The organism is Fibrella rubiginis, assembly GCF_017353185.1.
Lineage (GTDB): Bacteria > Bacteroidota > Bacteroidia > Cytophagales > Spirosomataceae > Fibrella > Fibrella rubiginis.
In genome coordinates this window covers 391150-403950 of the sequence record NZ_JAFMYV010000002.1, presented here as the reverse complement: position 1 = coordinate 403950, position 12801 = coordinate 391150, and the positions used below count along the sequence as shown (strand labels likewise).

At 55.5% G+C, this 12801-nt stretch carries 10 protein-coding genes and 3 tRNA genes; 7 read left to right on the top strand and 6 right to left on the bottom strand.

The window, feature by feature from the left end; genetic code table 11:
* Positions 1–107 precede the first annotated feature (107 nt).
* Positions 108–2828: a hypothetical protein gene (locus tag J2I47_RS05235; RefSeq protein WP_207363495.1), complete on the top strand. Its 2721-nt coding sequence runs from the start codon at positions 108–110 to the stop codon at positions 2826–2828.
* Positions 2825–3853: a hypothetical protein gene (locus tag J2I47_RS05230; protein WP_207363494.1), complete on the top strand. Its 1029-nt coding sequence runs from the start codon at positions 2825–2827 to the stop codon at positions 3851–3853. Before J2I47_RS05235 ends, J2I47_RS05230 begins: the two co-directional genes overlap by 4 nt.
* Before the next feature lie 71 nt (positions 3854–3924).
* Here the strand turns inward: J2I47_RS05230 and J2I47_RS05225 are convergent.
* The 3 genes from J2I47_RS05225 to J2I47_RS05215 form a co-directional block, all read right to left on the bottom strand.
* A tRNA-Val gene (locus J2I47_RS05225) sits at positions 3925–3999 on the bottom strand.
* A 37-nt stretch (positions 4000–4036) separates the two neighbouring features.
* A complete protein-coding gene (locus J2I47_RS05220; protein ID WP_207363808.1) occupies positions 4037–5353 on the bottom strand; it encodes an MFS transporter in 1317 nt (438 codons plus the stop codon).
* 155 nt (positions 5354–5508) lie between these two features.
* Complete coding sequence (locus tag J2I47_RS05215; RefSeq protein ID WP_207363493.1) at positions 5509–6279, bottom strand: SH3 domain-containing protein; 771 nt, start codon at positions 6277–6279, stop codon at positions 5509–5511.
* 72 nt (positions 6280–6351) lie between these two features.
* Between J2I47_RS05215 and J2I47_RS05210 the strand changes: the two genes are divergently transcribed.
* A tRNA-Lys gene (locus J2I47_RS05210) sits at positions 6352–6424 on the top strand.
* 160 nt (positions 6425–6584) lie between these two features.
* On the opposite strand, the gene J2I47_RS05205 is transcribed toward J2I47_RS05210, so the two are convergent.
* Positions 6585–6995 (bottom strand): DUF3127 domain-containing protein, encoded by a 411-nt coding sequence (locus tag J2I47_RS05205; RefSeq protein ID WP_207363492.1) that lies wholly within the window; start codon positions 6993–6995, stop codon positions 6585–6587.
* 150 nt (positions 6996–7145) lie between these two features.
* Between J2I47_RS05205 and J2I47_RS05200 the strand changes: the two genes are divergently transcribed.
* From J2I47_RS05200 to J2I47_RS05190, 3 genes are all read left to right on the top strand, one after another.
* A tRNA-Leu gene (locus tag J2I47_RS05200) sits at positions 7146–7227 on the top strand.
* A 33-nt stretch (positions 7228–7260) separates the two neighbouring features.
* Positions 7261–8178 carry an oxygen-dependent coproporphyrinogen oxidase gene (gene hemF, locus J2I47_RS05195; RefSeq protein ID WP_207363491.1) on the top strand — a complete coding sequence of 306 codons (918 nt, stop codon included), beginning with the start codon at positions 7261–7263 and terminating at the stop codon, positions 8176–8178.
* Positions 8179–8253: 75 nt separating this feature from the next.
* Positions 8254–8820, top strand: a complete 567-nt coding sequence (locus tag J2I47_RS05190; protein ID WP_207363490.1) for a pentapeptide repeat-containing protein — start codon at positions 8254–8256, stop codon at positions 8818–8820.
* Between the two features lie 5 nt (positions 8821–8825).
* Here J2I47_RS05190 and J2I47_RS05185 read toward each other — a convergent pair whose 3' ends face one another.
* Positions 8826–10505, bottom strand: coding sequence for a M1 family metallopeptidase (locus tag J2I47_RS05185; RefSeq protein WP_207363489.1), 1680 nt, complete (start codon positions 10503–10505; stop codon positions 8826–8828).
* A 1-nt stretch (position 10506) separates the two neighbouring features.
* Positions 10507–11598 carry an o-succinylbenzoate synthase gene (menC, locus tag J2I47_RS05180; protein WP_207363488.1) on the bottom strand — a complete coding sequence of 364 codons (1092 nt, stop codon included), beginning with the start codon at positions 11596–11598 and terminating at the stop codon, positions 10507–10509.
* Between the two features lie 92 nt (positions 11599–11690).
* On the opposite strand from menC, the gene lpxK reads away from it, so the two are divergent.
* Positions 11691–12746, top strand: a complete 1056-nt coding sequence (gene lpxK, locus J2I47_RS05175) for a tetraacyldisaccharide 4'-kinase (RefSeq protein WP_310587628.1) — start codon at positions 11691–11693, stop codon at positions 12744–12746.
* Positions 12747–12801 lie beyond the last annotated feature (55 nt).

Genomic DNA, 12801 nt, shown 5'->3' with positions numbered 1-12801 from the left:
TCTACTTTCCTAATGTATAAGTCAATCGAAGGAAAGTAGATCCCTCCTTCGTCGGGATGACAAAAAACAACGACGGGTCTTAAACCTTAGTCTTTAAACGTTAGACGTTGAACCTTAGACGTTGGACCATACTAGCCATATTAAGTCTGCTCGTAGGCGGGTTGGGTTATCGTTGGTACCAGCAATCGCGGGCGGCGGTGGCGTCGTTTGTGCCGAATGATGCGCTGCTGGTTATGGACAGCCACGAACTGCTAACCAACTCGGACCCCGCCGGGCTATCTATTCAGCAACTTCCCCTCTTTTCCACGGCTGTTCAGCGGCTGAAACGGCTGCTCTATTCCGCTACGGATTCGGCTCAGGTTCAGGCATTGCTAGCCCAAAAGACGATCCGTTACTCGGTGCATCCGCTTACCAGATCGGCTTTCGAAATTATTTTCTGCGTTCCCGTTGGTACACCTGCCGACCAGGGGTTTCTGCAACGGCTCCAGCAACCCGACCCCAACCGGTTTCGGATACTGAGCCGTCAGTATGCCGGGCAAACGATCTACGAACTGCGCGATTTGCGCAACCAGTCCTACGGCTCGTTCCTCCTATACCGCGATCACCTCATCGGCAGCCCATCGGCTCTGCTGCTCGAAAATGTGGCACGCCACCTGAGCCAGTTTTTCCGCACGTCGACCGGCGTAGACTTCCCCGAATCAGCGGCTAACCTGGCGAACCTGTACGTCAACGCCGATGTACTGGGCCAGCTTCTGTCCAACCCGGCCGCCAATGCCTCGCTGCTGCGGACATTTTTGCCCCAAACGCTCACGCTCCAGTTTCGACGGTCCGACTCGCCCACGCATTGGCTTGGTTTTGCTACTGACCCCATTACCAACCGGCAGGATGTGGCCAACCTGTTTGCCGGACAAACGCCCCACCGAATCCGCAATGGTGCGCTGATTCCGCAACGCACCGCCACGCTCTACCACCTCGGCATTTCCGATCCGGCTCGTTTTGGCCAGTCGCTGACCACGTTGCTTCGCGCTTCGGATAATGCCCGGCTGCGGTCGCGGCTCTCTCGTATTACGTCCCTCCTGCCCAACCTGTATAATGCGCTCTCCGGCGACGTGATCCTGTGCCGTTTCGAATCCTCTAACACCGCCATTGGCCAGGTGCTTATTCTTGAAGGCACTAATGTTCAGCAACTTAGCAACGCCATCCAGGGGGTGGCGTATCGGCTGGGTGGTGGAGCAAAATCGGCGGCGCGGCCTGTCGCGGCGCGGCCGTATTTGGGTCATCAGCTATTGCCCCTGCCCGTTGATGAGTTGCCCGCCACGCTTTTCACCAACCTCTTCGCCGGTTTTTCGCAAACCTGGATGACGCAGCACGGTCGGTGTGTGGTGCTGGCCAATTCGGAAGAAAATTTGCAGGCCTGGATCCAGCAGATGAACAGCCATACGGTCTGGGCCACCGACGAACGGCTGTCGGCCCTCTTAACGCAAACGCTACGCCCCGCTCATTTCACCTCGTTCACGCGGTTGCCCCGGTCAGGGTCATCGTTTCTGAACCAGTGGCCCACCCCCTGGCAAAACCTGCTTGGCCCGGAGCCGTTTGAGCGCGTCGAAAACCTCGCCTACCAGGCCACCTACGGGCAAGACCGGATTCTGTCGACGGTCATTTTGGGGCGTACCTCGCGGCAGGCCGACACTACGTTGCTGGGGCGGGTGCTGCTGCGCAAACGCATTCCCTTCAATGCCAGCCTGATCGCGTCGCCGGTAGTGGCGGGGCGACTGTCGGACCCCGGCGCGCAAATTTGGGCGCAGAACAGCGCCCAACAATTCGTGCTGCTCACCACCGACAAAGACAAGATTGTGCAGGACACCACTGACGGTCCTATTCGCAGCAACGTGGTGGCGGTAGACTGGCGCAATAACGGGCAATTGCAATACCTGTTCATGACCAGCCGGTCACTGTACGTGGCTGATCTAGGGCTGAAACGTGTTCAACTTCAGCGTATTGCGCTGCCAGCGGGCATCGAGACCAGCTACCTGGCGCTGCTCAGTGGCAACCGTCAGCAGTCATCCATCGTGGCATTGATGGCCCACCGCGATGGGTCGATTTACGCGCTCGACCGGCAGCAGCAACGCATCAACCGGCTGTTTACGTCGCCTAAAAAAGAACCACTGCAACTGCCGTTTCAGGTGATCGACCAGCGCGGACAACTCGCCGTGCTGGGGTTGCAAACCGATGGCTTCCTGCATTATTGGGAAGGCGGCGCCACACAGACTATTAACCGCGAAGCAACTCGCTTTCCGTTGAAGCTAGCTATTAACTCCGAAGATGCCCGTGACTCCGTGCGCTTCGCCGGTCCGGCACTGTTTCTGCCCGCCAGCAATCAGATTGTAACCGTCAACGCCAATGGCGAACTAATCACCGTCGGCAGCAATGGACTGATAATCAGTCGAAAACAATTATACCGTCCTCTTCGCGATGGTACGTTCCGGCTCTTTCCCGATGCCGAACAGACGGGCTACATCCTGCTCCGCACTACGGATGCCGACGTGGCCGTACTCGACGCGCAGGGCAACCGGCGCTTTGAACTGCGCGGCCTCAAGCCCGACCAAACCCACGTGCAGTACCACCGGCTGGGTGCTGGTGTGGAGATTTTGGCCGTGAAATCGGGTAACTTTACTACGCTGTACGACCTGTCGGGCAACCGTATCGGCAACCGGCCCATTCCCAGCGATTTCCCGGTTACACTCCAGTTCGACGACGCGTCGAATGAGTTATATATTGTCAGCAGTATTCAAAAAGCAGTGCAGTTGTTTAGTATCCGAATTCGATGAAGATTGTCCGGTACCTGGTTTTGGTGGTGGTTTGTGTGCTTTGGCTGGGCGGGTGTTTTCAGCCGGTTATGCATCAGTTGTACGAGACAAAGGTGATCGTAGATGATTACCGCTATGGCGACCTGTATCGCCTCTCGAATCTGCCCCAATTCAAAGAGCGTCAACAGCGTTGCCCTCAACACGCATCCGTGTTGACCACCAAACCTGTCTCTGAAACGGCCCCGAACCTGTACGTCATCGGCGACAGTTTCACCGAACATGGCCGCTTAGCTGCCAATGATCTGCCCGTGCACTGGTTGCGGTGGCAACACTGGGAAGACCCTAAAAATCAGGTTGTGCAACTGGATACAACCCGGCGCAACATCTTGCTGCTGGAGTCGGTAGAGCGGCATTTTCGCGAACACGCAGCCGGACCGATCAACAACCTGCTTGTGGTAGCCGATTCAAACAGAACGAACAGTCCAAAACCAGAACAGCCCTCCTGGCGTGCTCAGTTGGTCGATATGGTCCGGTCGAAAGGCATCGAGGAGCGGTTAGAGACTGTACTGTTCAGTCATGATCTGTTCCAGTTTTTCCGCGAACAGAAGGCCGTGCTGAATCAGTTGTGGTTTGATCGGGTGGCCCCAACCGTCTCGCTGTCAACCAACAAACAGCACCTGTTCACCGACTTAGATACCAACCCCGACAAGCCGTTGAACTCGTCGTTTGCGCCACTCACCAACGCCGAAGTAGACACGCTTGTGGCGCACCTGAATCAGAGCGCCGCCCGCTATAAGCAAGCCGGTTTCGACGACGTACTCCTGTCGATCATTCCAAACAAGGCCACCCTGCTTGATCCGAATCGCGGGAAATACAACCACCTCATCGAGCGTATTCAGCAGCATCCTGCGCTCACGGCCAGGGTAGTCGATGTGTATCAGCCTTTTCTCACTCAGCACCCCGCTCCCTACGCTCTTAGCGATTCTCACTGGAATTGCGCCGGTCGCCAGATCTGGCTCGACACTCTAGCAAAGGCACTGGATTAGAGCCACCAACCGGCGTAGTGCAGTTAGCTTATACGCAAAAGCCCCCAAACCAGGCTGATTTGGGGGCTTTGTAGAAAGCAGCGGGCTCGAACCGCTGACCTCCGCTCTGTCAAAGCGGCGCTCTGAACCAACTGAGCTAGCCTTCTATACGCATCCCGTTTTGACCGGGATGGGATGACAAATTTAGGCAACGCCGGGCGTTTGTCCACTGCTCCGGTAAACTTTTTGCGACGGAATCCGCAACAACAGCAGTAGCCCGATCACAAACAAAACCAGCAACGCCAGGATACTGTTGCGCATGCTGCCGGTGAGTTGTTCCACCAGTCCATAGATAGCCGTGCCGACCACTATCGACAGTTTTTCGCAGACGTCGTAAAAGCCAAAATACGAGGCGGTATCTGTCGTTTCGGGCAGAAGTTTGGTGTAGGTAGAGCGGGAGAGCGACTGAATGCCGCCCATCACCAGGCCTACCACCCCGGCCACAATGAAAAACTGGTTCTCGTTGGCCACAAAATAGGCCGCCACACAGATGCCCGTCCAGATCACCACGGCCGTCACCAGGGCATAAATATTACCCACCCGTTCCGACAGCCGGGCGAAGCCGATAGCCCCCGGAATAGCCACCAACTGGATAAGCAAGATGATGATGATCAACGAACTACCTTCCATTTTTAGCTCGTTGGTGCCAAAGAGCGTAGCCACGTACATCACCGTTTGCACCGCCATGTTGTAAACAAAGAAAGCCAGTAGAAACCGCTTCGCCAGCGTTTGTTGCTTCAATTGATTGAACACGGTTTGCAGTTCACGAAAACCGTTGAAAATCCAGTTTTCGCCCCCCAGCGCCCTGGGCTTACGTACCCCATCGGGCAAGACGTTGAACGGAATTTGGGCGAAGCCAAACCACCAGAGGGCCACCGTCAGAAAGGAAATGCGCGAGGCCATGCTGCTCGAAATACCCCCAAACCACTGGGGTTTCAGAATCATAACCAGGTTAAACACCATCAGCAACACGCTACCGATATAACCCATGGTGAACCCCCGCGCACTGACCCGATCCGACTGGTCTTCGGTTGTGATATCGGGCAGGTAGGAGTTATAGAATACAATGCTGCCACCCCACCCTACCAGGCTCCAGGCAAAGCAGAATACGCTGAAGGTGATGGTGTCTTTAGTAAAGAAAAACAGCAGTCCGCAAGCCAGCGCACCCGTGTAGCAATAGAACTTCATGAACAGCTTTTTACGCCCGCTATAGTCGGCCAGGGCCGTGCCGAAGGGGCTAAGCAGGGCTACCAGCAGCATGGCCGCCGACACGGTATAGGAAAACAGTACCGAGTTGGGCAGGTGCATACCCAGAAAATCAATGTCGGTACCACCCTGCGCATTGACGGCGGTGGCAGCGAAATAAACGGGGAAAATGCTGGACACAATCACCAGCGAATGCACCGAGTTAGCCCAGTCGTAGAACGTCCAGGCGCGAATGAGCCGGGGATCATTTTTCACGATGGGCACCGCCTCAGCCAGCGTATGGTTGGTCGTAGCTAGTGAGGATTGAGCAGTAGGAAGGGCCATTGGTTTCGAAATTAAGAAGCAAGATGAAAGCCATCAGAAACACCAGCAAGAACGTCTTGTTTCTTGGCTCTGATGTCTCCTTCACCTTAAATAAGCCATACAGCATCTTTTCGGATGTAATAAAGCCCATTATTATAAAAGATGCGCCACCAGATGTCGCGGCTGCTCAGGATGTTTACCTTATTACCGCGCCCCAGGGTAGCCACCACCGGTGCCGCCGCCGACGGTTCCGTGCGGAGATAAACACGGTCGTTGCTGGTGATACCCGATTCGTAGCCTTCGGGCAGGTTGATGAAGATGAGTACCGTCACCAGGTATACCATAATGACGGTTTTGAGCCGTGTTGACGTTTCTTCGCGTCGCATAGATTTAAACAGCAACACCCCAAATACGTACATCCCAAGTAGCAGTAGCACGGCAGTCAGATAAATGCCATACTGCCGGTAGAAAAGGTAGAAATAGTTTAGGTCGCTGGTCTCGTAGCCCGACAAGCTGTTGACGCGGGCGATGTCGTTCATTTTGCGCAGCACGGCCTCGTCGGGGTTTCGTTTGCTGAACACCTGCAGGTAATAGAGTACCTTGGCCACGTCGCCCTGTTGTTCATAGGCTCGGGCCAGTTTCAGCAGCATGGGCCCGGAGGCCGGCTGCTCTTTCGAGAGGGCCGACTCGAAGAGTTCGGCGGCGCCAGCCCACTGCCCAAGCCGGTAGAGTGAGTCGGCGCGGGCGGTCAACACAGCCCCTGTTACATCGGCCACAGAAGGCCGTTGCGGAGGGGTTTGAGCGTGGGTTGTTGAGTACCAGTTCACTACGCCCCAAACCCCCAGAAATAGGAATATTTTTACGTGAAGGGCTTGCATTGGGCCAATTTACGCAATAATTTTGCATCGCGATTCTGAAAACGGTCATTTGTTCCGCGTGCAGAATAGCCCGATCTGGTAGCTCAGCTGGTAGAGCAATACACTTTTAATGTATGGGTCCTGGGTTCGAATCCCAGCCGGATCACACAAACAATAAGGGGTTGAAAGCGACAGCTTTCAACCCCTTATTGTTTAATGTTTAACGTCTAAGGTTTTAATGTTGCTTCGCCAGCCCGCCGTTCGCCGAATTAGTGTAGCTATACTACCAGGCTGGCGAAGCAACATTAAAACCTTAGACTTTACACTTAGAACGGCAAGTCGCCGCTGCCGTCTTCGTCGAAGGCACTATTGAAGGGAACGCTGGCGGGTTGCGCAGCGCGGGGCTGACGGGCAGCGGCCGGGGCCGCCTGACCACCGCCGGCAGGGGCGCCCCCTTCGGCACCATCGGCAGCCTCAATACGCCACACGCGGGCTTCGGTATACCAGCGCTCATTGTACTCCCGCGACTCCAGGTTCAGGCTCAGCTTCAGCATGTCGCCGGGGGCATACTGCTTCAGGTCATTGACCTTCTCACCCCAGAGTGAAACACATACTTTCTTGGGAAACTGATCGGTTGTTTCGACCACAAATTCCTGCTTTTGCCAGGTGCCATTTTTGCCCTGACCCGTCACTTCCGGCAGTGTTTTCACCAGCTTGCCTACTAATTCAAGTGCCATATGCTTAGTTGATTCGGTTTATCGAACAAGTCCGTAAAAGGGTGCTACTTACCCGTTCATACCCCTAAATTACGAAATTTTGGCCGATTTACCCGCCTATGCGTTGACTTTATGCCCGGTTAGACCTACTTTTGTCCTACCAAAAAATACGGCCACGTGGTGAAATTGGTAGACACGCCACTTTGAGGGGGTGGTTTCGCAAGATGTGGGAGTTCGAGTCTCCCCGTGGTCACAAAAGGCTCCCAATTGGGAGCCTTTTTTCGTTATGCAACAGCCCGACAGACAGTCGATTGTGGCCTGGCTCCAGGCACTTCAGGACCAAATTTGCGCCGCCCTCGAAACCGCCGATGGCACCGGCCAGTTCCGCGAAGACCACTGGGAACGGCCCGGCGGTGGTGGCGGACGGTCGCGTGTGATGGCCGATGGCGCCATCATTGAAAAAGGCGGTGTGGGCTTCTCCGCCGTGCACGGCGAGGCGTCAGAAGCCACCCTGAGGCAGCTTAACATCACCACAAAGCCCGGTGAAGCGCAGCCCGAATTTTTCGCGACGGGGGTATCCATCGTCCTGCATCCGCACAACCCGCACGTACCCATCATCCACATGAACGTGCGGTACTTTGAGATGAGCACCGGCCAGTACTGGTTTGGCGGGGGTATCGACCTGACGCCGCACTATGTAGTACCACAGCAGGCCCGCTGGTTTCACGAGCAGCTCAAACAGGCCTGCGACCGTCATGACCCGGCCTATTACCCGAAATTCAAACCTTGGGCTGATGATTATTTCTACATCCCCCACCGGCAGGAAACCCGCGGTGTTGGCGGCATCTTTTTCGATTACCTGAACGAAACAGAAACGGTGTCGAAAGAAGCCATTTTTGCCTTCTGGCAGGAAGTAGGCAGTGCCTTCGCCCCCATCTACACCCACCTGATGGCGCTCAACGCCCACAAACCCTACACGCCCGACGAGCAGCGCTGGCAGGGGCTGCGCCGGGGTCGCTACGTGGAGTTTAACCTGGCCTGGGACCGGGGCACTAAATTTGGCCTGGAAACCAATGGCCGCACCGAGTCTATTCTGATGAGCATGCCCCCGCAGGCCAATTGGGTCTACGATTACCACCCCGCCCCCAACACGCCCGAAGCGGAAACACTGACATGGCTTCGTAAAGGCGTTGACTGGGTTTAAATAAGGTTTGACGTTTACTGTTTAACGTTTAGGTCAAACGCTGCGCATCAAACTCCAGACTTTGAATCATTTTCTATGGATTATTACAACCAGACTTTCGACCAAAACAGCGAGCTGCCTGACAGCTGGAACGGGCAGGATTTTGAGAAATGTACGTTCCGAAAACTGGATCTGGCAGGTGCTCTATTGACAAAATCTAACTTTATCAATTGCCAGTTTGAGGAATGCAACCTGTCGAAAGTAACCGTTGGCAATACCAAGTTCGATGAGGTTCATTTTATCAAATGCCGCCTGACACAGGTCGATTTCGGGCATTGTAATCCCTTCGGCTTCAGCGTTGGTTTTCAAGGGTGTAACCTCGACTTCTCGGTATTCTTAAACCGAAACATGAAGAAAACGCGCTTCGATACCTGCTCGATGAAAGAAGCCCATTTCTTAAAATGCGATCTGGCCGGTGCGACCTTTCTTGATTGCGATCTGGAGCTAGCCAAATTTGGCGAGAATAACCTGACTCAGGCTGATTTTACCAGCTCGTATAATATCCGGCTGAACCCCGACGATAATAAACTAAAGAGGGCCAAATTCTCCCTCCGCCACCTGCCAGGTCTGCTGAGCAAATATGAGCTTGATATAACGAATTAATTCCTTCACTTACGGCTCACCAGCACATAATAATCTGCATCAACAGTCACCTCTTTCACGGCAGGCTGTTTCAACTCCTGCCAGCTGGTGGTGGGCGTGACAAGGCGGCGCGGGCCAAGGTCGTTCAGACAAAGGCGGACGGGCATCGTGAATCCTGGCAGACAGTTGACCCAGCGGTAGCGAATACCCGTTGGTGAGGTCGTGTATTCCAGCGTCGGGATTTGAGCCGTGCGCAGGTACTGGTCGAAGATGGGCTGAAGTTTCAGGCCCGTTTTTGTGATCAAAAACTGCTCAATCTGGGCTGTGGTAACGGTTTTGTGGTAGAATGTCTGGTTTAGCTGCCGCAGCACCTGCCGCCATTTTTCGTCGTTGGCCACCCACTGCCGGATCATGTGGAGCATGTTGGCTCCTTTGAAATACATGTCGCCCGACCCTTCTTCGTTGACGTTGTAATGGCCAATGATGGGCTTGTCGTTTTGCACCCGTGCCCGTGTACCAATCACGTACTGCGCCCCGGCATTTTTACCAAAGAGATAGTCTACGTAGAGGCATTCAGCGTAGCTTGTGAAGCTTTCGTGCACCCACATGTCGGCGATGTCTTTGTAGGTGATGTTGTTGGCAAACCACTCGTGCCCCGATTCGTGCACGATGATAAAATCGAATTTCAGGCCCCATCCCGTACCGGAGAGGTCAGTGCCGAGGTAGCCATTGCGGAAGCGGTTGCCGTAGGTAACGGAGCTTTGATGTTCCATGCCGAGGTAGGGCGTCTGCACCAGTTTGTAGCCGTCTTCGTAGAACGGGTAGGCCCCAAACCAGTGCTCAAAAGCCCGGAGCATGGTTTTCACCTGCCGAAAGTACTGCCGTGCGGCGGTTTCATTTTCGGGCAGTACATAAAAGGAGAGCGGCAGCGTGCCCTTCTCACCGCGCAGCGTGTCGGACCAGCTGACGTAGGTAGCAGCGTTTACATTCACCCCGTAATTGTTGATCGGGTTCACTACAGCCCATTCAAACGTGCGGGTGTGATCGTCGTGAGGGATAATGCGGCGGAGCTTTCCGTTCGATACGTCGGTGAGGGCTTCGGGCACACGCACCTGAATCAGCATCGAGTCGGGTTCGTCATACATATGGTCTTTGCACGGCCACCACACGCTGGCCCCCAGCCCCTGGCACGAAGTAGCAATAAACGGGCGTCCTTTGGGGTCACGCGACCAGGTGAAGCCCCCGTCCCAGGGCGGCATTTTGGCTACGTGGGGTTTGCCTTCGTAGGTTACCGTAATCGTTTCTGTCTGGCCAACCTGCTGTTTTTTAGCTAGTTGCACAAAATGGGCATTGCCTTCGTTGCGCCATGTCAACGCCTGCCCGTCCTGTTCCATCTTGGTGATCCGTAGGGGTAGTTGCAGGTCAATCTGCATGGTTTGCCCCCCGGCCAGCACCCGGTACCGAATGGCGTTGCTGCCCCGGATGCTGCTGTCGGAGGGGTTAATTTGTACCGACAGCGTGTAATGATTCAGGTCCCACCAGCGGCGTTCGGGGGTGATGCTGCCCCGTAGGGTATCGGCGTGGGTGAAGCCCGGCTGAACGGTGCTTTTGGGGGTTTGCCCACAGGCAGCGGTGCCACCGAGCAACGTCAGGACCAAAAAAAAGGCCAACAGGCCACGAAGATTGGTAAGCCCGGAATGGGTCATATCAGTGAGGACGCAGGCCGTTCAGGTGCCAGGGTGTGCTTGTATCGTAGCGAAGCGTGCCGTGGTCGATGTGGAGTGGACTGCTGATGTTGTTGTGATACAACTGGCCGGTGCCCAGCCCCTGCGGCAGCAGGTTTTTGAACTGTGCGGCATACTGCGCAATGGCGTTTAGCCCAATGTTGGATTCCAGCGCCGACGTAATCCACCAGCCAATAGACAAGCGGTTTGCCAGTTCGATCCACTCGTCGCAGTGCCGCAGACCACCCAACAGCGTGGGTTTGAGAATGATAAATTGCGGCTGAATTTTCTTCAGAAGCCGAAACTTATCCACGTATTCCATGTGGCCGATCAGCTCTTCGTCGAGGGCAATGGGCACGGGAGTCTGGCGACAAAGATCAGCCAGCAACTCGTGCTGACCCGCTGCAATGGGCTGTTCAATGGAATGAAGGCCATATTCCGCCAGCCGTTCCAGCTTGGCGAGGGCTTCGTCGGGCCGGAACGCACCATTGGCGTCGACCCGCAGGGTGATCTGTTCGGGCGAGTACTGCTGCCGGATGTAGCCCAGCAACGCACATTCCTGGTCGAAGTCGATAGCACCGATTTTGAGCTTGATGGTGGTGTAGCCCGCCGCCAGTTTTTCGTCGATCTGCTGCCGCATAAAATCCGGCGAGCCCATCCAGACCAGGCCGTTGATGGGTATAGCCCGGTGGCCGTTGACGAACTCGTTGGCCTGGATCAGCCGTTGGCCACCCGACAGGAAATCGAGCATGGCTGTTTCCAGACCAAACAAAATGCTGGGATGCTGCTGACTGATCAGCTGATTCAGCACAATCGGCACATTCCAGGAAAAAAGCTGGAGATCGATGGCGTTGAAATAGTCGCAGTACTCAGTGAGTCGTTGCTCAAAATCGGGCACATCGTCCAGGCTCAGGCCGCGCAAAGGGCCACATTCGCCGTAACCCACTACGTCGGGACGGTCGGAATCGACGAGCCGAAGAAAGTACGAATCTTTTTGGGTAAGCGTCCCCCGCGAGGTACCAGCCTCGAAAGTGAAATGCAACGTGTATTTCAGGTGGCTGACCCGGAGACTCATCAGGATGGGGTGGGCATAAGACGCGATAGACCGTTAAAACTACTACTTTTGACCCACCCCGAAAAACATGTTACGAAATTATTACCCTACCTGTGGTCGGTAAACTGCTGCTAAAACCCTTCTCTGCGCTGTACGGGGGCATCACCGATTTGCGCAACCGCTTGTATGACAACGGGTTTATAAAAAGCATTCGCCCCGCACAACGTTGCCTAAGTATTGGCAACCTGACGGTGGGCGGAACGGGCAAAACCCCCGCCGTAGAATACCTTATCCGCCTGCTTGGCCAGCTTGACCCCAGCCTGGCAGGTGGGTTGGCTACCCTGAGTCGAGGCTACGGACGTGACACAACGGGCTTCCGCATCGCCTCCCCCACCGACACCGCCGCCACCCTCGGCGACGAGCCGCTGCAACTGTATCATAACCTCGGCCATGCCGCCACCGTCTGCGTAGGCGAAGATCGAGCCGATGCCCTCGCCCAGCTTACTCGGCTTCGGCCCGAGATTGGCACGGTAGTGCTCGACGACGCCTTTCAGCACCGGGCCGTGCAACCCCAGCTTCAGCTTTTGCTGACGGACTACAACCGCCCATTCTACACCGACGACCCGTTTCCCGGCGGGCGCCTGCGCGAACGGCGGCACGGAGCCAAACGCGCCGACCTTGTGCTCGTCACCAAATGCCCCCATGAGCCAAGTGATACAGAGCGGGCACAGATTACGGCGAAAATCAGCCAGTATACCCGCCCCAATACGCCGGTGTTGTTTGCCGGCCTTCGATACGACACGCCAAAGCAGTTTATTGATAATCAATCTGTTGAGGCAATTACTGGCCCCGTTTTACTGGTATCGGGTCTGGCCGATGCACGACCGCTGGCGCAGTACGTAACCGAAACGTTTGGCCTCTGGAAACACGCTGCTTTCGGCGATCACCACGCCTATACCCGCGCCGACGTTGACCAACTCCTGCGCGATTGCCCACCCGATACGTGGTTGTTGACCACCCAAAAAGACGAAGTGAAACTGTCGGCCCTGCTGACAGACTCTGAACGAAAGCGGCGGCTGGCCTACCTGCCCGTGGCCATGCGTTTCTGGCGCGACACCGACGCGGCCGTACTGGAGCAGGCCATTTTGAGTGTGTATAAAAAACGTTAATGGGCCCGTACGGTTCGGTGGGTGGGTGTAATTGGCCTATTTTTGCCATGCTCCG

What these genes read in the sequence shown, in the direction of transcription:
- J2I47_RS05230 (WP_207363494.1), top strand. Translation starts at nt 2,825, where the DNA reads ATGAAGATTGTCCGGTACCTGGTTTTGGTGGTGGTTTGTGTGCTTTGG.
- J2I47_RS05215 (WP_207363493.1), bottom strand. Translation starts at nt 6,279, where the DNA reads ATGCAAGCCCTTCACGTAAAAATATTCCTATTTCTGGGGGTTTGGGGC.
- J2I47_RS05205 (WP_207363492.1), bottom strand. Translation starts at nt 6,995, where the DNA reads ATGGCACTTGAATTAGTAGGCAAGCTGGTGAAAACACTGCCGGAAGTG.
- hemF (WP_207363491.1), top strand. Translation starts at nt 7,261, where the DNA reads ATGCAACAGCCCGACAGACAGTCGATTGTGGCCTGGCTCCAGGCACTT.
- J2I47_RS05190 (WP_207363490.1), top strand. Translation starts at nt 8,254, where the DNA reads ATGGATTATTACAACCAGACTTTCGACCAAAACAGCGAGCTGCCTGAC.
- J2I47_RS05185 (WP_207363489.1), bottom strand. Translation starts at nt 10,505, where the DNA reads ATGACCCATTCCGGGCTTACCAATCTTCGTGGCCTGTTGGCCTTTTTT.
- menC (WP_207363488.1), bottom strand. Translation starts at nt 11,598, where the DNA reads ATGAGTCTCCGGGTCAGCCACCTGAAATACACGTTGCATTTCACTTTC.